Source organism: Uliginosibacterium sp. 31-12, from assembly GCF_030548425.1.
GTDB lineage: Bacteria > Pseudomonadota > Gammaproteobacteria > Burkholderiales > Rhodocyclaceae > Uliginosibacterium > Uliginosibacterium aquaticum.
The window spans coordinates 17,203-37,804 of sequence record NZ_JAUOOA010000005.1; the positions used below are offsets into that span (position 1 = coordinate 17,203).

A 20,602-nucleotide genomic window follows, 5' to 3' on the forward strand; every position below is an offset into this window, starting at 1 on the left:
AGCGCAGCGGAATCCGGGAAGCAGCCCCCGGATTCGGGCCTTCAGCCTCCATCCGGGCTACAAATATCTTCTGTATCTGCAGCAAAAAGGACTCACCCCATGCGCTTCCCCCGAGCCAGCGGCATCCTCCTCCACCCCACCTCGCTCCCCGGCCCGCATGGTTCTGGCGATCTGGGCATCGAAGCGCGCCACTTCATCGATTGGCTCGCCGCCAGCGGCCAGTCGCTGTGGCAGATCCTGCCACTCGGCGGCATTGGCCCCGGCAACTCGCCCTATATGAGCAGCTCAGCCTTTGCCGGCAATGTGCTGCTGATCGATCTGGCCGAGTTGCAGGCGCAAGGCTGGTTGCCTGCCACGCTCACGCCCGATCCGGCGTTCAGCGGCACGGCCATCCACTTCTCCGCTGTCGTCCCCTGGCGCATGGCACGCCTGCAGGAAGCCGCCAGTTGTTTCTTCCTCTCCGCCAGCAGTCAGGCCCGCCAGAACTACGCCAATTTCTGTGCCGCGCAGGCCGGATGGCTGGACGACTACGCACTGTTCATGGCACTCGCCGACCACTATGGCTGGCAGGACTGGTGCGACTGGCCTGCGCCGCTGGCCCGGCGAGAGCCCGCCGCGCTGAATGAAGCACGCCAGCAGCATGCCGAGCGCATCAATTTCTGGAAATTCTGTCAGTGCGCCTTCTTCCGCCAGTGGCATGCACTCAAAACCTATGCTCATTCAAAAGGCATCCAGATCATTGGCGACGCACCGATCTTCATCGCCTATCAGAGCGCCGAAGTGTGGGCCCGGCCCGATCTGTTCGAACTTGATACGGATGGCAAGCCGCAGGTAGTGGCCGGCGTGCCGCCGGATGCTTTCACCGCAGAGGGCCAGCGCTGGGGCAATCCGCTGTATCGCTGGAGCGCCCACGCAGCCGAGCACTACGCCTGGTGGATCACCCGCATCCGTCGCACTTTCGAGCTGGTCGACATCGTGCGCATCGATCACTTTCGTGGTTTCGTCGACTACTGGGAGATTCCGGCCAGCGAGCCCAATGCGATCAAGGGACGCTGGCTGCCCGGCCCGGGCGCTGCGCTGTTCGAGGCCATCAGCGCAGCGCTGGGCCCGCTCCCGATCATCGCCGAGGATCTGGGCATCCTGACTCCGGCGGTCGACGCGCTGCGCCAGCAACTAGGCCTGCCCGGCATGCGCATCCTGCATTTCGCCTTTGGCAGTCAGGGGGAGGAACGCAGCGCAAACGCCTACCTGCCGCACAACTACAGCCCGGACACCGTGGTCTACACCGGCACCCACGACAACGACACCACGCGCGGCTGGTGGGCCGAAATCAGCGAGGCCGAACGCCAGCATGTGCGCGACTACCTCGCCTGCAGCGGCGACGACATCCACTGGAGCCTGATTCGCGCCGCCTGCGCCAGCGTGGCCGACACGGCGATTCACCCGCTGCAGGATGTGCTCGGGCTAGGTTCGGAAGCGCGCATGAACTTCCCCGGCAAGGCCGAGGGCTACTGGCAATGGCGCTTCGAATGGGCGCAGTTGCAGCCGCGCCATGGCGAACTGCTCGCCAGCCTGTGCCGGCTTTACCGGCGCTGAGTCCGAAAAAAAGGCCGTTCCCCGCCAAAGCGGGAGAACGGCCAGGACTCAAGAACTTGAATTACTGGTAGTACTTGTCGTAGAGCGGAGCCGTACCGCTCACCCCTTCAAGCAGGTGGACGCGGTAGTCATACTTGGCCTTGCGCGTAGCCTCGCCGCTGTAGAGATAATCGGTGCTGGTGGCGATGCCGACCACGACGCCGTTCTTCGGCGCCTTGCTCAGATCCAGACACGACTCACCGCTTTCCACCGGCTGGCTATAGACCGCCGTGCCATCGGCTGCACGGTAGGCCAGCTGGAAGCGCATGTTGTTGCCCAACGGCTGGAAGTTGACCCGCACCTTGTTACCACTGACCTTCAACGGGATCTGGTTGGCACCACTCCAGCCCGGCAAGGTATCGGTCGCCGGGATCAGGGTCGTGCTGCTCTGAGTGGTGGCCGCGTAGAAACTCAGCTTGTGGCTGGTCTGCTTGAAGTAGCCTCCAGCCGACCCCTCGGAGACGATGGTGCGGGCCCAGTTGTCATTGATGGGCACCTTGAAACCATCCGTCCAGACACCGAAGTCGACCATGGCCTGGCGGGCACGGTATTCAGTGATCAGGCGGCGGGTCTGCGCATCACCCAGACCTTCGGAAAGCGAAGCCAGGATGTTGTTCTGCGTACCTTTCTTCCAGATCCAGGCGTTCGAACCCTGAGACAGATAAAGCGCGATGAAGTGGGAGAAGGCCGCGTTGTACTGGTTGCCGCCTAGGTATTCCCGCCAGGTGCCGATCTGCTGTCCGCTCGCAGTTTCCATGTGCACGCCTTCAGCGTTCGGGCCGCCGAAAGTGCCGTCCTGCAGCCAGCCGCTGTAGTTCTCGATCGGCATGTGCGGAGCCAGGAAAGGTGCGCCATCCAGGAAGCCCACGCCACGCGAGCCGGTGCGATTGCCCGTCATGGTCATCTGCAGCCAGGTGTTGGAGCCTTCGTTGAACCAGGCTGCCTTGTTGCCCATGCTGGCCATGATGGCGTGAATGTATTCATGCGTGACGCCGTTGTACTCGCTGGCGGTCACCACCGGGTAGTAGGACAGCAACACCATCGGATAGCCATTGATACCGCTCTGCCAGCCCCCCTTCTCGGTATTGCTGGCGCTGTCGGTGCACAGACCCGAGCCAAAGAGATAGATGTTGCTGAAGTAGCCTTGCTGCTGCAGCTTGTCCACCGGCCAGCCCATCACGTTGTGGATGTAGTCGGCGTCCTTGTTCATGTGTGCGAGCAAGGCATCGATGTGGGCATCGGTAATGGCCGGGTTGCGGTTCTTGCCCCAGATGAAGGCAAAGCGCCCGGAGGTCTTGTAGCCAGCTACGAGGCTGGCGTTGCAACCCAGATAAAGCTTGAAGTTGGCCGGATTCACCGTGGCATTGGTGCTATCGGTCTTCATGTCGTAGTTCAGATCGGGCGTGTACTTCGGCCAGGTATAGGCGCTGCATTGCGCGGCCGAACTGCTGCTGGACGAAGCTGCCGAGGAAGCCACGGAAGAAGCTGCGGCACTCGAAACAGCCACCGACGATGCGGCCCGCGAGGAAGTCACGCTGCTGGAGACAGAACTGGCAACAGAGGATTTCGCAACCGAAGAACTCGCGGCACTCGAACTGCTCAGCGCGCTCGACGACGCGGCCGACGAACTGCTGCTCGATCCTGCCAACGGCACCGAACATTCATTCACACCCCCGGGAATTCGCGCACCGAAGGTTGCCTGGCTACAGGTAAAGGCACCTGTAAGTTGCCGGTAGAAGAAAGTATTGGCACGACCAAAAGCGACTTTGGTCGAGCTCGCCACGTTACAGGCAGCCCCTTCCTTGCAGATGGTTGTATAGCCTGACGGCCGATTGGCGGCCTGGGCCCCACTCGCCAGCAATGCCGCGAGCAGCCCGACAAACAGAGGGTTCAGCTTCATCTATTTCTCCAATAATGTTGCGGATCCCTGCGCTCCCTGTGGGCGCTCTCCCTTGCTCTGCGGCATGTCAATCGGATCCGGTAGGCGAAGCTTGAGGATTGTTCAATACTGCAATCAAGTCTTTTCCTCCAGAGTGCGGATAGCTCCGTCGAACGGAAACCCATGCCTGCAGACGAGGCCGAAAATCACCGCGCAGCATCGGCCGCGCCCGGACGCCTTATAATCCGCTCCTGTCAACGCTTGGCCAGCTAGTACGGCCGGCGCACCAGAACCTGCCCCGCCACACCGGCCGCGCAGCCCGCAAGGGCTTTTGCGCGGCGTTTTCCATTGCTGCACACCACGATGAGCTCCCCAGCCCTGCCCCCGCTCCAGCCCCTCGCCGCCTTTAGCCTGCCCAAGCCCGGCCAGCGTTTCGACCTGCCGCGCCTGCACGGCTCGGCGGATGCCGCCGCACTCGCCCAGCTCGCGGCCAGTGGGCAGAAGCTGATCGTCATCACCGCCAATCCGCTTGATGCGCAGCGCCTCGTCGAAGAGATCGCCTGGTTCGCCCAGGGCCTGCGCGTGCATTTGCTGCCGGACTGGGAAACCCTGCCCTACGACAATTTCTCGCCGCATCAGGATCTGATCTCCGAGCGCCTCGCCACGCTCTACGCGATCCACAAGGGCGAGTCGGACATCACCCTGCTGCCGGCCACGACTGCCTTGTACCGCATGGCACCGCCCCAGTATCTCGCCGGCCACACCTTCTTCATGAAGGCCAAGCAGGTACTGGATGTGGAGGCCTTCAAACTGCAGATGGCCCTGGCCGGTTACGAGCATGTGACCCAGGTGGTGCGCCCCGGCGAATTCTCGGTGCGCGGCGGCTTGATCGACCTCTTCCCGATGGGCGTGAAGCTGCCTTACCGGATCGATCTCTTCGATGACGAAATCGACACCATCCGCACCTTCGATCCAGACACCCAGCGCACCGTTTATCCAGTGCCGGAAATCCGCCTGCTGCCGGCACGCGAATTCCCGATGGACGACAAGGGGCGCAGCCATTTCCGTGCCGCCTTCCGTGAAGCCTTCGAGGGCGATCCGACCAAGAGCCCGATCTACAAGGACGTGTCCAACGGCGTCGCCTCCGCCGGTATCGAGTACTACCTGCCCCTGTTCTTCGATGCCACCGCCAGCCTCTTCGACTATCTGCCGAAGAATGTGCTGCTGGTCACCCACCAAGATGTGCCTGCCGCCATCGAAGCCTTCTGGGTCGAGGCCAATAGCCGCTACCGCCTGATGGCCGGTGACCGCGCGCGGCCCCTGCTGCCCCCCGAGCAACTCTTCCTGCCGGCCGAGGCTTTCTGGCTTGCCGCCAAAGGGCTGCCACGCGTCGCCATGGGCGAGAAGAATGAAGGCCACGCGCTCAGCTCGGCGCTGCCGGATCTTGGCGTAGAGCGCAAAGCCAGCGACCCGCTGCACAAACTCAAGCACTACCTCGACAACTTCCCCTGGCGGGTGTTGGTGCTGGCCGAGTCAGCCGGCCGTGCTCAGACCATCACCGAGTATTTTCACGAATACGATCTGAAACCCGCCGCCAGTACCGATCTGGCCGGCTTCCTCGCCACCGACGCCCGCCTCGGGCTGGCCAGTGGACCACTCTCTGCTGGCTTCGTGATGCCCGGTGCCAACATCGCGATCCTCACCGAAAACGAGCTCTACGCCGCCCAGGCCCGGCCGCGCGGACGCGGCCGGGATGCCCGCAAGAGCACGGTCGAAGGCTGGCTCAAGGATCTGTCGGAACTCAAGATCGGCGACCCGGTCGTCCACCAGAGCCACGGCATCGGCCGCTATCTGGGCCTCGTTCACATGGACATGGGCGAAGGCGACACCGAATTCCTGCATCTGGAATACGCGGAGGACACCAAGCTCTATGTGCCGGTGTCGCAACTACACGTCATCACCCGCTACGCCGGCGCCGACCCCGAGAACATCGCGCTGCACAAGCTCGGTTCAGGGCTGTGGGAAAAAGCCAAGCGCAAAGCCGCCCAGCAGGTGCGCGACACCGCAGCCGAACTGCTGGTGCTGTATGCCAAACGCGCCGCGCGCCCAGGCCACAAGTTCGATTTCAAGCAGCACGATCTGGAAGCCTTTGCCGAAGGCTTCGGCTTCGAGGAAACACCGGATCAGCTCGCTGCCATCAACGCCGTAGTCGAAGACATGCGTAGCGGCCGCCCGATGGACAGGCTGGTGTGTGGCGACGTGGGCTTCGGCAAGACCGAAGTCGCCTTGCGCGCCGCCTTCATCGCGGTGGCCGACGGCAAGCAGGTCGCCGTGCTCTGCCCCACCACGCTGCTGGCCGAACAGCACTACCAGACCTTCGCCGACCGCTTCGCCGACTGGCCGATCAAAGTCGCCGAGATTTCGCGCTTCAAGACCGCCAAGGAGCAAGCCGAAGCCATCGAGATGCTGGCGCAGGGCAAGGTGGATATCCTGATCGGCACCCACCGCCTGCTGCAGAAAGACGTTGAATTCAAGCGCCTGGGCCTCGTGATCATCGACGAAGAGCACCGTTTCGGCGTACGCCAGAAAGAGGCCCTGAAGAACCTGCGCTCTGAGGTCGACATCCTCACCCTCACCGCCACGCCGATCCCGCGCACCCTGGGCATGGCCATGGAAGGCCTGCGCGAATTCTCGGTAATCGCCACCGCGCCGCAGAAGCGCCTCGCCATCAAGACCTTCGTGCAGGGCTGGAGCAAGGGCATCGTGCGCGAGGCCGTACTGCGCGAGTTCAAGCGCGGCGGTCAGGTCTACTTCCTGCACAACGAAGTCGACACCATCGAGAACATGCGCAACACACTCACCGAGCTGCTGCCCGAAGCGCGCATCGTGGTCGGCCATGGCCAAATGAACGAGCGCGAGCTGGAACGCGTGATGAAGGATTTCACCGCCCAGCGCGCCAACCTCTTGCTGTGCACCACCATCATCGAAACCGGCATCAACATCCCCACGGCGAACACCATCGTCATCAACCGGGCGGATCGTTTCGGCCTCGCGCAATTGCACCAGCTGCGCGGACGTGTGGGGCGCTCGCACCACCAGGCCTATGCCTATCTCCTGACCGATGCCAACGCCAAGCCCAGCGCCAATGCGCAGAAGCGCCTGGAGGCCATCACCATGATGGAAGACCTCGGCTCCGGCTTCTTCCTCGCCATGCACGATCTGGAAATCCGCGGCGCCGGCGAGGTGCTGGGCGACAACCAGTCCGGCGAGATCCAGCAGGTCGGCTTCGCGATGTATTCGCAGATGCTCAACCGCGCAGTGAAGGCGTTGCAGAACGGCAAGGAAGTCGATCTGGCCCAGCCGCTGGACGTGACTTCCGAAATCAATCTGCATGCCCCGGCCCTGCTGCCCAACGCCTATTGCCCGGATGTGCAGGAGCGCCTCACGCTTTACAAGCGCATGGCCAACTGCGAGGACGTGGACGAACTGCAAGCCATCCAGGAAGAGCTCATCGACCGCTTCGGCGAGCTGCCCGCGCAAGGCCAGGCGCTGCTCGAAACCCACCGCCTGCGCATCGCCGCAAAACCCCTGGGCATCATCAAGATCGACGCGTCTGAAGGCCGCATCCATCTGCACTTTGAGCCCAATCCGCCGATCGAGCCGATCAAGATCATCAAGCTGATCCAGAACAACCGGAACTGGAAACTCGCCGGGCAGGACAAGCTCACCATCAGCATCACCGCAGATACGTTCGCAGAGCGCGTCAACAAAGTGCGGAACTGTTTGAAGCAACTATCCGCTTAGCATTCCTCGCAGATCATCGCTTTTGCAGCACATGAAAGCCACGCCCCAAGCGTGGCTTTCTTCTTTCTGCCCTATCAGGGGCATGAACCAGACAAAGGGCCCCGGTTTGCCATAGCCAAGCTCTGCAAGGCCTCTTCAGATTTCAAGGCTTAAAGCCGTTAGCAATACATGCCGGGGCGTTCTTCGTAGATTGGGCGAACGAGCCCGCAAGGCAGAACTTTCGCGGCCAATGCCGCCTTACCGGACAAATCTCGCCATGACACACACCGCGCCACACGCCGTTTTCGGTACTGAAGATGTACTGATCCGTCTATGCAACGCCGTCAAACAAGTGCTCACATCGGCAAGTCATAGCGAAATCCGCTACTCAGGCATGGTTCAGCGGATCAGCAAGACCTGCCTGAAGCCGGATATCGGTTGCTTCGTGCTGTTTGATGGCGGGTTCTCCGGTCTGGTGGTGCTCAATTTTTCAGCCCCTGCTGCCATGGAGCTGTATGAGCAGTACATGCTCAACATGGGCATGAGCAAAACCGATCTCGCCGCGGCACATACCTCTGACGATGTGGCCAACGTCATGGGCGAGCTGATGAATCAGATCGTGGGAGAGTTCGTGGCCACCATGGCGAACGAACTGCAGACGCACATTACCCAGAGTCAGCCCAAGATGCTGGTCATCAACAAGCAGGTGATGCTGAGCGTGGACACCAATATTGATACGCCGGAAGCCCGCCGGGTGACCTTCCACACCGGCCGCAACAACATCTTCTATCTGGAAATGGCCATCGACCGGACCGAGTTCATCCAGCTCTACGACTTCGAGCCTCAGGCCGCCCAGGATCCGGATGAGCTGCTCTCCCGCACCCAGGCCGATGCACAAACAGAAGTGGAAACTCGCCCCAGCGGAGAAGGCCGGCACGACAAGCTGCTGGATGATCTGGGCATGTAAGACCACCGGGCCAGGAGAGAGCTACAAAGGCAGCCAGTCCAGCCCTCAGTCCACCACCACTTCCCCGCCCTCAGTGAAGACCAGCAAGGCCTTCACTGGTTTGCCCACAAAAACCGAAGTCAGCAGCGCGCGATAGCCTGCAATCTGCAGCCGGTAATCCGCCAGCAGCGCATCCGCTGGCGCATGGCCGCTCTTGTAGTCGAGCACCCAGATCGCATCCTCGCATTCCACCCAGCGGTCGATGCGGCCGGGCTTGCCGTCATGCCCGACAAAACTCGTCTCGTTACCAGCGCGCTGGTACTGCGCGGGATCGAAGAAGCGTGTCAATGCGGGGCGCGCGAGCAGCTTGCGTGCCGCCTGCTCCACTAAGGTATCCACCTTGGGCAGCGGCCAGCCCGCACAGTGCGCCTCCAGCCAGCCATGCAGGGCGGTACCGAAGGCCAGCCCTGCAGCATTCGCCTCTGCAGCCACCAGCTGCGGCGCACGCTGGCGCTGCTCGCCCACGCGCGGCACGGAATGACGCGGCAGCACGGTCGCTTCGCTGCCTGCCGCCCCCAAAAAGTCCGCCTCGCGGATCAGTTCAGGCAGCGCACCGGCAATCCCCTGCTCCGCGCCCATCTTCAGCATCGCTTCGCTGATGCGGCTGTAGGCCGTTGCCACACTGGACTTGCGCGCTTGCGCGATGCCGGAAACGATCAGCACCTGTTCGGCGCGGGTGATCGCCACGTAGAGCAGGTTCAGCTCCTCGCGCTCGGCTGCCAGCTTCTCGGCTTCCAGGAAGGCGCGGCGCGCCGGGCCGACTTCGCTCACCCGGCCGAGCAGCGAGAAGTGCTGCGGCAGATCAGCCTCCGCCGGCCAGTCCATCACCACGCCATAGCCCTCGGCATTACGCGGCGTGGCGTTGGCGTCGATCAGCCACACAATCGGTGCCTCCAGGCCTTTGGAGCCGTGGATGGTCATGATGCGCACGCGGCCCAGGCCCTCTCCTGCGGAAGCAACCAGGCCTTCGTCCGGTGCCTCCTCATCGGCTGCCGACAGACGCGCCAACTCGTCGACGAAACGCGTCAGGCTCGGGTAGCGCCCGGCATCTACGTTCAACGCCAGCTCCAGCAGGGCTTCGAGGTTGGCATGCACGCCGGGCCACAGCGCGGGCGGCAAGGCGGCGCGGGTGCGCGCGAACCAGTCCGCCTCGTGGAAGATACGGTCGATCAGGTCGTGCGCCGGCAGGTGGGCCGAAGCCGCCAGCCAGCCGCTGAGCAAGTCAGCCGCGCGGCGCATCGCCGGGCGTTCGCCTGCCTGCCCCAGCCGCCGCAGCACCGGCCACCACGGGCCGCGTTCGGCCGAGAGGGCCAGCAGGTCTTCATCCGTGAAGCCAAAGGCCGGCGTGCGCAGGCTGTGCGCGAGGCGCAGGTTGTCGGCCGGGTCGGCCAGAAAGCGCAGCACGGCGAGCAGGTCCTGCGCTTCGAGGGTGGCCAGCAACCCGCCCTGCCCCGGGCTTACGAAGGGAATGCCGGCCTCGCGCAGCGCCGCCTCGTAAGTGGAGAGCCGCGTCTTGGCGCGGGTCAGGATCAGCACATCGGCATAGCGCGCGGGGCGCGCCTTGGCCCCGCTGCCGATCTGCCAGCAGCCCACCATTTCATTGATGCGGCGGGCGAGCTGCGCGGCCTCCTCGGCGCGGCGCAAGTCTTCCGCCTCCACGCGCGGCGCCTCCAGCGGCAGGCGCCAGCCCTCGCCGGCTTCCTCTTCCACTGCCTCCGGCACCGGAATCAGCGGTAGCAGCTCCACGCGCGCCGGCAGTGCCGCCTGTTCGGTGGTTTGTGGCGAAAAGCCCGGCATGCCGTCGAAGGCTGCGTTCACCAGCTCGACGACGCCGGCCGCATTGCGGAAGGTGTGGGCGTTGTTCACGTATTCCGCGCCGAACTCGCGCTGGAAGTATTCCCCTGCCGCCGCAAAGAGCTTCGGCTCTGCGCGGCGGAAGCGGTAGATCGACTGCTTCGGGTCGCCCACCAGAAACACGCCGGGCTTGGCCACGCCCGTTCCTGCATAGCCGTCCAGCCAGGCGCGCAGGATGCGCCATTGCAGTGGGTTGGTGTCCTGAAACTCGTCGAGCAGGATGTGGCGGTAGCGCGCATCCAGCCGCGCCTGCAGCCAGGCCGCCGTGCCCTCGGCGTGCAGAAGCTTGTCGATCTCGGCTTCCAGATCGCCGAAGTCCATCACCCGGCGTGAGCGCTTGAGTTCTTCAAGCTTCGCCAGCAGGGCTTCGCCCACCACCAGCGCCTGGCGATTGAAAAGCGCATTGCGCTGATCCTGCTGTGCCTCGATGGCCGCGATCAGGCGCGCGCTCCAGGCCTCGTGCAGCGTCAGATAAATGTCTTCCCCCGCGCCGAGGCGCTTGGCCTGCGCCGCGCTGGGTTTGCGCGCGCGTGCGCTGCCGGTGGCGGTGAGGAAGGCAGCGCGGATTGCCGTGAATGCGGGGCCCGCATCATCCTGTAGGTGCGGCTTCAGCCGCACATCGCCGGCTGAAGCCGGCCCTACATCCTTGTCGAAGGCTTCACGCAGATCCACCACCGCCTGCGCCAGCGCATTGCCTAGCGCCTGATCGCCGGCCGTGTTCAGCCCGAGCAGGCGCGCGAAGTCTTCCAGCTCCGCCAGCCGCGCCGACGTGAAGCACTCGGCGAACGGATCGCCACCCGCGCCGAAGGCTGCATCGAGCGCGGCCAGCGCCGCTTCCACACCACCCTGTGTATCCAGCCACACGCGCCACTCGGCGCGCCGATCCACGAAGGCGCGCAGCAGCTTCTCGCTCATCGCGCGGCCCACCTCGGCATACAGCCACAGCAGCGCGCTCGCCACCGGGCCGTCCGGCGCGCGCGCGCAATCGGCCGCGAGCTGGGCCCAGGCCTCGTCGAGCAGACTGCCGGCGGCCTCGTCCAGCATGCGCCCGGCCACCCCGCTCTGCAGCGGCGCGCCGCCTAATAGGCGCGCGAACCAGCCGTGGAAGGTGGTGATCGTGATCGGCGGCTCGGCTGCCAGCACCGCCTCAAACAGCCCGCGCGCACGCGGCAGCGCCGCCGCCGCGTCCGCCGCCGTCAGGCCGCGCTCGCTCAGAATTTTCAGCGCCGCGTCGTCATCGGCTCGCGCCAGCTCAGCCAACAGGCTGCGCAGGCGCGCCTCGATCTCGCGCGCCGCCTTGCGTGTGTAGGTGATGGCGAGGATCTCGCCGGGCTTGACCCCAGCCAGCAGCAGGCGCAGCAGGCGGCCGGAGAGCAGCCAGGTCTTGCCGCTGCCGGCACAGGCCTCGACCACCACGCTGCGGGTGGGGTCGAGGGCGAGGAAGCGTTGGTGTTGGCGGTGTTCTGGAGTCATATAGTCAGTTCAATTCGATAGCAGCCAAACATCAGCTCTGAAGGCGAAATGCGTTCAAGGTGGCGACCAAGGTCGAGCTCTCGACGAAATGCATACGCCCAGCAGACGCGGTGCCGCGAAGAACCATCCCGCAGAGAGTAGGAATCAACGTCTTGCCACGGTGACAAACACACATGAAAACGGGACTACCACTAAAGCCACCAAAGGTTTTCAAGGAATGCGGCTGAACGATCTCCAGCACATGCAAATGCGGTAACGAACTACCAATGTATCGCGCACGCAACGTCACTCTTTCGGAATGCAAAAGCTCCTCGTCATAGTCCACAAACGACAAATCGTTTGGGTATCCCATCACGACGAACTCGGCATCTAATGCTTCTGCTTTCCAGTCACCTAACGCCTTACCAAGATCGATTAAAACCGCATCGCCGATCTCGCTTTCCTGCTGGCGTTTCATGTCAATCGACATGACAGCAATGTCTGCATAGTCCTCTGTGCAATCATCCTGTGAAACAAAAAACACATCGCTCAAAGGAATTACACGCTGAGACGTATCGCTTGGAAAGATGCAAACAGGCCTTATGTCTTCAGGCTTCAAAGCATGGCGTGCTGTTAAAACATAAGAAGAACGCTCATGACCGACAAGAAAGGTCGTCCCAGAAATGGAATATGGAGCCTCTTCGACTCCAGTTTCAAAAACCAGCGGTTGAACGGCTTGAGAGAGCCTGTCGACAACCTCTTGCGGAAATAACCTCATCATTAGCCCACCCACTCCTTGCGGCACAGCCCTCGCATCTCGCAATACTGGCAAGCCCCCGCCGTGCCCTGTGCGGGCATGCTTGCGCCGTCGAGCATGGCATTGAAGCTGGCGTCGATCAGGTCCTGCAGGCTGCCAGCGCGCTCTTCGGGCTCGGCCAGCGGCGCGGCCGCAAGTTCGTCGCCATCAAGCGCGACGTAGGCCGCCTCGGCCACGCGCTGGCCGGTAAGCAGCGCGTAGAAGGCGAGCTGGACGTCGTCCGGGTCCTGCACCTGATCACGCAAGGGCTTGATGGCGCGGGACTTGTAGTCGAGCAGCGCCTGCTGGCCCTCGGCGTCGTTATCGACGCGGTCGATGCGGCCCTGCAGGGTGAGAACGCGGCCGGGGCTGATCTCGTGTTCTCGGCTGGCCTCGATTTCGCCGCCCTGCCAGCGCCAGCCGGCTTTCTCGCGTTCGCGCTGCCAGGCGATGTAGTCAGCCAGCCGGGCGCGCCAGCGCAGACGCCAGGCATGGTCCTGAAAGTTGCGCGCCACCACGCCGGCAAAGGCGGCTTCGGTGTGGGCTTCGAGCGCGGCGAGCAATGCCGCGTCGCTGTGGCCATCCAGCGTGCGGTATTGCTCGTGAAACTCGCGCAGGATGCGGTGGAGCAGTTCGCCGAAGTCCTTCTTCTCCATGCCTTCGGTGAGTTCGTCGAGTTCGGCGAGGCGCAGCACGTAGCGCGCGAAGTAGCGGTAGGGGCAATTGATCAGGGTCTGCAGGCTGCTCGCCGAGACGCGCGTCGGCACCCGCGCGGGCGGCGCGCTGGGCGCAGCGGCAGCGGTGAGTTCCACATCGACACTGGCCGGAGAGGCGCGCGGGGCGGCCTTGTCCACGATGCCACTTCCAACAGCGAGACGCAGCGCGGCTTCCAGCACGGCCACCTCGGCAGCCGGCATCAGGGCTTCGTCGCGGCGCAGGCTCTGCCAGGCAATCACTGTCGCGTCACTAGCGAGCAGCAGGCCGGCGAGGTCTTCGCGAAGCTGGGCGCGGTCCAGTTCCAGCGCCGGCAGGCCCAACTCGCGGCGCACGCCGGCGTGGGTCAGCCAGCCGGGCGCGGCGGGGGGGGCGAGGTGTTCGGCGTCCGCACCGATGACGATGGCCGCGTCAAACGGCCGCAGGCGGGTGGCGGCGAGGTGGGTCATGATCACCGGGCTTGCGATGCTCTCGTCGCGGTAGAGCTCGGCGTCCATCTGGCGGTTGAACCAGGTGCGCCAGGCGGCGAAGCGGAAGCTGCGCTCGCGGGCTTCCTCGCCATCGGCCGGATCGGTGAGCTCGGCAGCGCGGGTCTCCAGCCACTCCAGCCAGTGCAGGCCGGCCTGATCATCATTGAAGTGCGGCAAGGCGCCGAGCAGGTCGAGACTCTTGTGCAGGCGGCGCAGCCAGTCCGCCAGCGTGCCGGCGGCGCTGGGGCGGAGTGCGGCGCGCGCTTCGATCAGGCGATCCAGCAACGGCAGCGCCTCGGGCATCTGGCGCTCGACGGCTTCCGCACGCAGGCGGTCCAGCCCGCTGGCGATGCTGCTCTCGCGGATCACGCGCTCCACCGCATCCGCGCCCTGCCCGCGCGCGAGCGGGTCGAGGTCGGCAAACAGCAGCGGCGCGCGCAAGAGATCGATCAGCGCGCGGTGCCAGGCATCCGAGGCAATCACCTCCAGCCAGGCATCGACGACCGCCGCAACGCGCGTGGTGACGAGCTTCCAACCGGTTTCGTCCTGCACCAGCACGCCTTCGCGCTCCAGCAGCGCACGGGCGCGGCGCGCGGCGAGGCGGTCGCAGGCGATCAGGGCGATCTCGCGGCGGCCCTCGATGAGCCAATCGATGACCTGTTGGGCCACGGCTGCGCCAAGGTCTTCGAGGCTATCGGCTTCGACGAGGCGCAGGCGTGCCCTCGCGGCTTCAAGCTGATCGGCGTTGAAGCCGGCCATGCGTGCGCGCAGCGGCGGCGCATCGTGCTTCGCGGGCCAGGCGCGCACCAGCAGTTCGGCCAAGGCACCGTAGGCCACGGTGCGCGCGGGTTCCAGCACCAGCACCTGCACGCGCGCGGCGGCCTGCTCGATCAGGGCCTGCAGCGGTGCGCTGGGCGGGGCTTCGAGCATCACGATCAGCGGGTCGGTGAGGCTCGCCACCCAATCCGCCGCAGCGAGCAGACGCGCGGCGGCGCGAGAGAGCTCGCCCTCGGCCTCGGCCCGCCACAGGGTGTTCACCAGGCGCGCCTCGAAGTTAAGCGGCTGGCTGTCTTTCAAGGTGAAGCCGCGTTCGAGCTTATCCAGCAATTCGGCTTCGTTCTCGGGGAGTTTGACCGCGTATTCGGTGAGCGTATCGAAGAGCTGGGTCAGCTCGGCGACCACGTCCCACAGCATGCCTTCGTCCAGCCAGTTCTGGCGCCTCAATAGGCTATGCAGGATCAGCTGGCGGCGCGCGTCCGGCATCACCGGATGCTGCGCCAGCCAAGGTTCGACAAGGCTGGAGAGCGTGCCGATGCGCGGCAGGAGCAGCGGCCCGCCCGCCGCCCCGCGCAGGGCATCGCTCAAGGCAGGCGCGAGCTTGAGATTGGGCAGTAGCAGGCTCGCAGCCGAGAGATCCGCCGGCCCGCTAGCCGGGTTCAGAAAGCTGAGAATCTGCGCCGCGCACTGAGGAAGAAAGTGCGCATCGGGTTCAATGGAATGCCGGATGCAAGTCATCCCACAATGCTGCCAGAAGCGCAAAGAAAAAGGCGCAGGCCTTTGCGGCGCTGCGCCCTGTTCTGTCGCATGCGCGCAAGGCGCAGCGGCTTACTTTTCGAGGTGCTGGAGCTTGTCCGCGACCTTGTTCCACTCTTCGGCATCCGGCAGCGGATCCTTGCGCTCGACAATCGCCGGCCAGACCTTGGCGAGCGTAGCGTTCAGCTCGGTGAAGTGCTCTTGATCGGCCGGCAGGTCATCCTCGGCGAAAATGGCTTCAGCCGGGCACTCGGCGACGCACAGGGTGCAGTCGATACACTCGTCCGGATCAATGACGAGGAAGTTCGGGCCTTCGCGGAAGCAATCAACCGGGCAAACATCCACACAATCGGTGAATTTGCACTTGATACAGTTTTCGGTCACTACGTAGGTCATGGCGAACTCTCTTCAATCGTGGGAAACAGCGCGGGGGCGGATAGTACAGCGCGGGGCCGAATATAGCCGATTGTAGCCATGCCGTGCCCCTCATGCCGGGAATACCTGCATAACAAAACGCCCCGGCAAGCGGGGCGCGGGTAAAACGTGGCAAGGCCGAAGACTAGATCTTGCCCTTCTTCTCGCTTACTACTGGCTGAGCAGCAGCTGTTTCAGCCTTGGCCGGCTTGGCTGTCGTTTTATCTGCTTTTTTATCGCCCTTGACCGGCTGGGGTTCAATCTTTGTCTCGCCAGTCAGGCTCAGCTGGGGCTTGATCTTGTCAAAAGTCTTGTCACCAATGCCCTTGACCTGCTTGATCTCATCGAGCGTCTTGAAGCCGCCATTAGCCTTGCGGTAATCAACAATGGCGCGGGCCTTGGTTGGGCCGATCTCGGCCAGGCTTTCAAGTTGCTCGACAGTAGCCGTGTTGATATTCACGGCGGCCATAGCAAAACCGATGGATGCAACCCAAGCCAGCACGGCGACAAACAGCTTTTTCAACATAGAGGACTCTCCCTTGTGATGAATGAAGGAGAGCCCCAGGACTTACTGGCTCTCCAGAAGCTTGCTGCAGTATTTCCCGACGCCAGCTGCGACGTCATGGAAGGCGGCAGTGTAGCCAGCCGCCCGCAGCCTGGAGATGTCCGCTTGGGTAAAGCTCTGGTACTTGCCCTTGAGTATGTCCGGGAAAGGCACGTACTCGATCAGGCCTTGCGCCACCATCTCCGCCAAGCTGAGGACCGGCTTGCCTTCATGGGCACGAACCCCATTGATGACGCCAAGAGCAACGTCGTTGAAGCTCTGCGCCTGTCCGGTACCGAGATTGAAGATGCCGGACTGCTCAGGGTGCTCAAGAAAATGCAGATTGGCCGCCACCACGTCTTCAACGTAAATGAAATCGCGCAATTGCCCGCCATCCGGATAGCCGTCGCAGCCCACAAAGAGCTTGACGCGCCCTTCCTTGCGGAACTGATGGAAGGCATTGAAGGCCACCGACGAACCCGCACCTGCCTTGTGCGCTTCGCGCGGGCCATACACGTTGAAATAACGAAAGCCCACCACCTGGGCGGTCAGCTCGCTCCAGCGGCTCCGCAGCACGCGATCAAACAGCACCTTGGAGTAGCCATACACGTTCAGCGGGCCTTCAAACTCCGGCTCTTCGCGGAAAGTGCTGCTCGCACCATAGGTCGCGGCAGAGGAGGCGTAAAGCAAGGGAGTTTTCTGCGCGATGCAGAAGTCCAGAACATCCACCGTGTAGCGGTAGTTGTTGTCCATCATGTACTGGCCATTGTGCTCCATGGTGTTGGAGCAGGCGCCCTGATGCAGGATGGCTTCGACCTTGCCATCAAACTGGCCGGCCAACAGTGCATCGCGAAAATCATGCTTGTCGAAGTAGTCCGCCACTTCAAGATCGACCAGATTGCGGAACTTGTCGCCCTTGGTCATGTTGTCGACCGCGATGATGTTCCGGATGCCACGAGCATTGAGGCCCGCGATGATGTTGGAACCGATCATGCCGGCAGCGCCGGTAACGATGTAGTAACGGGACATGGCTTACTCCGCGAGCATTTCTTCGAGGGTGACGGTGGCCGTACCCAGCTTGGCCACCACGATACCGGCCGCATGATTGGAAAGACGCATGGCGTCGACCAGATTGCAACCGGCTCCGAGCATCACGGCCAGGGTCGCAATCACGGTATCGCCGGCCCCCGAAACATCGAACACTTCCTGAGCGCGGGTGCCTTCATGCACCATGCCGTCAGCCCGGAAAAGGCTCATGCCTTCTTCCGAACGCGTGACCAGCAGGGCATCCAGATCCAGCGACTGACGAAGCTCCTGAGCCTTGTGCACTAGGTCTTCCTCACTGCGCCATTGGCCGACCACCTGGCGCAACTCGGAGCGATTCGGAGTCAGCAGGCTGGCGCCGCTGTACTTGCTGTAGTCGTCGCCCTTCGGGTCGACCAGCACGGTCTTGCCGGCAGCACGTGCCATCGCGATCATCTCGGCAATATGCGCCAGACCGCCCTTGCCATAGTCGGACAAGACAATCACGTCATGTTCGGGCAGTAGGGTCGCAAAATCAGCCAGCTTGTTGCGCAGGATTTCATGCGTCGGAAGATTCTCGAAATCAATACGCAGCAATTGCTGCTGGCGTCCCAGCACGCGCAGCTTGATCGTGGTGGCCAAACCCGGGTCACGATGCAGACGAGTATGCACGCCATCCGTGGCGAGCAGCTTCTCCAGCGCCTGCGCCGGTTCGTCATTGCCGACCACGGACAGCAAGGAAACCTTGGCACCCAGCGCGGCTGCATTACGCGCCACGTTGGCGGCCCCGCCCGGGCGCTCCTCGGTCCGCTGCACATGTACCACCGGCACGGGCGCTTCGGGCGAAATGCGGCTGACTTCACCAAACCAATAACGGTCCAGCATCACGTCACCAACCACCAGCACGCGCGCGGCAGAGGTAGCAGGAATCACAGGCAGGGGCTTGGTAATACTCATTTGCGTCCGATCGCCTCATATTCCAGTCCGGCCGCACGGGGCAGCGCCGGATCGTACATGTTGCGCCCGTCAAAAATCGCCGGGCTCTTCAGGGTTGCCTTGATAGCCTCGAAATCAGGACTGCGGAACTCCTTCCACTCAGTCACGATCACCAGCGCATCTGCCCCTTGCAAGGCCTGCATTGGGCGGCTGGCATAGCTCAGACGGGAGTCATCGCCAAAAATCCGCCGCGTCTCATCCATGGCTACCGGATCGTAAGCGGTCACTGTCGCGCCGCGTTTGAACAATTCATGAATGATCACGCGGCTTGGCGCTTCGCGCATGTCATCGGTATTCGGCTTGAAAGCCAACCCCCACAAAGCAAAATGCTTGCCGGCCAAATCCTCGCCAAAGCGACGCACAATCTTGTGGACCAGCACAAGCTTCTGTGCGTCATTAGCATCTTCCACAGCCTGTAGGACTTTCAAGCCCTGCCCAGCCCCCGCCGCCGTCTGAATCAAGGCTTTCACATCCTTGGGAAAACAGGAGCCACCATAGCCACAGCCGGCATACAGGAAGTGCCAGCCGATACGCGGATCAGAGCCGATCCCCTGGCGCACCTGCTCGATGTCTGCGCCGAGCTTCTCCGCCAACACAGCTAGTTCGTTCATGAAGGAGATGCGCGTGGCGAGCATGGCATTGGCAGCATATTTGGTCAGCTCGGCCGAACGCACGTCCATGATCACCAGCTTCTCGTGATTGCGCTGAAACGGTGCATAGAGCGCCCGCATCAGGTTGATCGCCTGATCATCCTCTGCCCCCACAACGATGCGATCGGGGCGCATGAAGTCGTCCACCGCCGCCCCTTCTTTGAGGAACTCGGGGTTGGAGACGACGCTGTAAGGCACAACCACACCGCGCTTCTGCAGTTCGTCAGCAATCGCGGCACGCACCTTGTCGGCAGTACCAACGGGCACAGTGCTCTTGTCGATCACAACCTTGTAGTCATTCATCAGACGACCGATATTGCGCGCAGCCGCCAACACGTACTGCAGGTCAGCCGAGCCATCCTCATCGGGCGGCGTCCCTACGGCAATGAACTGAATGGTGCCAAAACGCACGGCCTCTTCAATATCAGTCGTGAAATGCAGACGACCTGCAGCCACATTGCGTGCCACGACCTGATCCAGGCCAGGCTCATGAATAGGGATGCCGCCGTCCTTGAGGACGCGGATCTTCTCCGGATTGACGTCCAGGCAAAGCACGTCATTACCCACTTCGGCCAGGCAGGCGCCCGACACCAGACCTACATAACCGGTACCGACTACGGTGATTTTCATCGTTCAGGACTTCCTGAAAAAGAAGTTGGGAGCTGGCTCAGATGGCCAGATCGAATTCTTCGGTGCGCTTGGGCGGATAGGTTTCCCAGCCGCCACACGCCGGGCAGCGCCAGTAAAACTGACGCGCCTTGAAGCCGCAATCCTTGCAGCAATACCGCGCCACGCGACGGGTATGGCTATGGATCAGTGACTTGACCATATCCAGATCAGGCTTGCGCTCTGGTGCAATGGTGTGCTCGGCCGCCTCAAGCAGTTTCTCCAGACCCAGCAGGGTCGGGTTGCGCTTGATTTCGTCGCGCACCAAGGTATAGGCCGCATCGACGCCGTTGCGCTCAATCTCCCACTTGAAGACGGTTTCCAGCAGATCCAGCGAAGGCGTTTGGCCTAGGTGAGTCTTGAGAAACTGAGCGCCTTTCTCTTCATGGCCGAGGCGTCGATGTGCATCCATCAAACGCTCGGCAATCAGAGAGAGATACATCGGATCCTGATGGGCAATTTCCTGCCATGCCTCAACTGCGGATACATCATCCCCCTGGGCTGAAAGGACCTCACCAAGCAACAAATTGGCACGTACGCATTTCCGATTACTCTCAAGCGCCAGACGCAACTGAACACGAGCAGCCTCGAAATCCGAGCGTGCCATGGCCGTCGCCGCAATTTCACAATAGAAATTGGCGATATCGACTTCCCAGCGGTGGCTGCCCCGGCGAGGCATGTCACGCGCGATATCGATCGCGCGCTGCCAGTTCTTTTCCTGCTGGTAGATCTGCAGCAGCGAATCATTAGCCACTTCGTTCCGGCTAGTGCTGCGCAGTTGCAGATAGACAGCCTCGGCGCGATCAAGAAGCCCCGCCTTGAGGTAATCCTCCCCCAGTTCCTGCAGGGCCTGCTCACGGTGCTCCTCGCTGATGACCTCGCGATCCACCAGACTCTGATGGATGCGAATGGCACGATCCAGCTCACCACGCTTGCGGAACAGATTGCCCAAAGCGAAATGCAACTCAACCGTTTGCGGATCAAGTTGAACTGCTTCAAGAAAGGAGTCGATCGCCTTATCCGGCTGCTCATTGAGCAAAAAATTCAGGCCAGAGAGCGTCGAACGCGGCAAGGCACGTGACTCGTTGACCAGATGACGAATATCGATCCGCGCCGCCAGCCAGCCAGCGCCAAAAAACAGCGGCCAGCTAAGCAACCACCAGAGTTCAAAATCCATGTATTGAGCG

The 20,602-nt window shown here is 62.7% G+C and carries 13 protein-coding genes; 3 read left to right on the top strand and 10 right to left on the bottom strand.

Going from position 1 to position 20,602, the window contains the following annotated elements:
• Positions 1-99: 99 nt before the first annotated feature.
• Complete coding sequence (gene malQ / locus Q3Y64_RS10845; protein WP_303561745.1) at positions 100-1,596, top strand: 4-alpha-glucanotransferase; 1,497 nt, start codon at positions 100-102, stop codon at positions 1,594-1,596.
• A gap of 61 nt (positions 1,597-1,657) precedes the next feature.
• On the opposite strand, the gene Q3Y64_RS10850 is transcribed toward malQ, so the two are convergent.
• Entirely contained in the window at positions 1,658-3,535 is a 1,878-nt protein-coding gene (locus Q3Y64_RS10850) for a hypothetical protein (RefSeq protein ID WP_216821738.1), read from the bottom strand.
• A gap of 342 nt (positions 3,536-3,877) precedes the next feature.
• Between Q3Y64_RS10850 and mfd the strand changes: the two genes are divergently transcribed.
• Together mfd and Q3Y64_RS10860 are read left to right on the top strand one after the other, a co-directional pair.
• Positions 3,878-7,318: a transcription-repair coupling factor gene (mfd, locus tag Q3Y64_RS10855; protein WP_303561748.1), complete on the top strand. Its 3,441-nt coding sequence runs from the start codon at positions 3,878-3,880 to the stop codon at positions 7,316-7,318.
• A gap of 256 nt (positions 7,319-7,574) precedes the next feature.
• The gene (locus tag Q3Y64_RS10860; RefSeq protein ID WP_101943054.1) at positions 7,575-8,264 is read left to right on the top strand and encodes a DUF3334 family protein; all 690 of its coding nucleotides are present in this window, start codon (positions 7,575-7,577) and stop codon (positions 8,262-8,264) included.
• Between the two features lie 45 nt (positions 8,265-8,309).
• Here Q3Y64_RS10860 and Q3Y64_RS10865 read toward each other — a convergent pair whose 3' ends face one another.
• The 9 genes from Q3Y64_RS10865 to lapB form a co-directional block, all read right to left on the bottom strand.
• On the bottom strand, positions 8,310-11,630 hold the full coding sequence (locus Q3Y64_RS10865) for an exodeoxyribonuclease V subunit beta (RefSeq protein ID WP_303561751.1): 3,321 nt from the start codon (positions 11,628-11,630) through the stop codon (positions 8,310-8,312).
• A gap of 31 nt (positions 11,631-11,661) precedes the next feature.
• Positions 11,662-12,390, bottom strand: a complete 729-nt coding sequence (locus tag Q3Y64_RS10870) for a trypsin-like peptidase domain-containing protein (protein ID WP_303561754.1) — start codon at positions 12,388-12,390, stop codon at positions 11,662-11,664.
• The gene (locus Q3Y64_RS10875) at positions 12,390-15,104 is read right to left on the bottom strand and encodes a PD-(D/E)XK nuclease family protein (protein WP_303561756.1); all 2,715 of its coding nucleotides are present in this window, start codon (positions 15,102-15,104) and stop codon (positions 12,390-12,392) included. The genes Q3Y64_RS10870 and Q3Y64_RS10875 overlap by 1 nt, the downstream gene beginning before the upstream one ends.
• Positions 15,105-15,194: 90 nt before the next feature.
• The gene (gene fdxA / locus Q3Y64_RS10880; protein WP_101943061.1) at positions 15,195-15,518 is read right to left on the bottom strand and encodes a ferredoxin FdxA; all 324 of its coding nucleotides are present in this window, start codon (positions 15,516-15,518) and stop codon (positions 15,195-15,197) included.
• A gap of 163 nt (positions 15,519-15,681) precedes the next feature.
• On the bottom strand, positions 15,682-16,062 hold the full coding sequence (locus tag Q3Y64_RS10885) for a helix-hairpin-helix domain-containing protein (protein WP_303561759.1): 381 nt from the start codon (positions 16,060-16,062) through the stop codon (positions 15,682-15,684).
• A 42-nt stretch (positions 16,063-16,104) separates the two neighbouring features.
• A complete protein-coding gene (rfaD, locus tag Q3Y64_RS10890) occupies positions 16,105-17,109 on the bottom strand; it encodes an ADP-glyceromanno-heptose 6-epimerase (protein ID WP_101943064.1) in 1,005 nt (334 codons plus the stop codon).
• Positions 17,110-17,112: 3 nt separating this feature from the next.
• Positions 17,113-18,060, bottom strand: coding sequence for a D-glycero-beta-D-manno-heptose-7-phosphate kinase (rfaE1, locus tag Q3Y64_RS10895; protein ID WP_303561763.1), 948 nt, complete (start codon positions 18,058-18,060; stop codon positions 17,113-17,115).
• Positions 18,057-19,379, bottom strand: coding sequence for a UDP-glucose/GDP-mannose dehydrogenase family protein (locus tag Q3Y64_RS10900; RefSeq protein ID WP_303561764.1), 1,323 nt, complete (start codon positions 19,377-19,379; stop codon positions 18,057-18,059). Before Q3Y64_RS10900 ends, rfaE1 begins: the two co-directional genes overlap by 4 nt.
• Before the next feature lie 37 nt (positions 19,380-19,416).
• Complete coding sequence (gene lapB, locus Q3Y64_RS10905; protein WP_303561766.1) at positions 19,417-20,592, bottom strand: lipopolysaccharide assembly protein LapB; 1,176 nt, start codon at positions 20,590-20,592, stop codon at positions 19,417-19,419.
• Between the last annotated feature and the right edge of the window lie 10 nt (positions 20,593-20,602).

Coding starts and splice junctions, on each gene's coding strand:
- malQ (WP_303561745.1), top strand. CDS start 100: ATGCGCTTCCCCCGAGCCAGCGGCATCCTCCTCCACCCCACCTCGCTC.
- Q3Y64_RS10850 (WP_216821738.1), bottom strand. CDS start 3,535: ATGAAGCTGAACCCTCTGTTTGTCGGGCTGCTCGCGGCATTGCTGGCG.
- mfd (WP_303561748.1), top strand. CDS start 3,878: ATGAGCTCCCCAGCCCTGCCCCCGCTCCAGCCCCTCGCCGCCTTTAGC.
- Q3Y64_RS10860 (WP_101943054.1), top strand. CDS start 7,575: ATGACACACACCGCGCCACACGCCGTTTTCGGTACTGAAGATGTACTG.
- Q3Y64_RS10865 (WP_303561751.1), bottom strand. CDS start 11,630: ATGACTCCAGAACACCGCCAACACCAACGCTTCCTCGCCCTCGACCCC.
- Q3Y64_RS10870 (WP_303561754.1), bottom strand. CDS start 12,390: ATGATGAGGTTATTTCCGCAAGAGGTTGTCGACAGGCTCTCTCAAGCC.
- Q3Y64_RS10875 (WP_303561756.1), bottom strand. CDS start 15,104: ATGACTTGCATCCGGCATTCCATTGAACCCGATGCGCACTTTCTTCCT.
- fdxA (WP_101943061.1), bottom strand. CDS start 15,518: ATGACCTACGTAGTGACCGAAAACTGTATCAAGTGCAAATTCACCGAT.
- Q3Y64_RS10885 (WP_303561759.1), bottom strand. CDS start 16,062: ATGTTGAAAAAGCTGTTTGTCGCCGTGCTGGCTTGGGTTGCATCCATC.
- rfaD (WP_101943064.1), bottom strand. CDS start 17,109: ATGTCCCGTTACTACATCGTTACCGGCGCTGCCGGCATGATCGGTTCC.
- rfaE1 (WP_303561763.1), bottom strand. CDS start 18,060: ATGAGTATTACCAAGCCCCTGCCTGTGATTCCTGCTACCTCTGCCGCG.
- Q3Y64_RS10900 (WP_303561764.1), bottom strand. CDS start 19,379: ATGAAAATCACCGTAGTCGGTACCGGTTATGTAGGTCTGGTGTCGGGC.
- lapB (WP_303561766.1), bottom strand. CDS start 20,592: ATGGATTTTGAACTCTGGTGGTTGCTTAGCTGGCCGCTGTTTTTTGGC.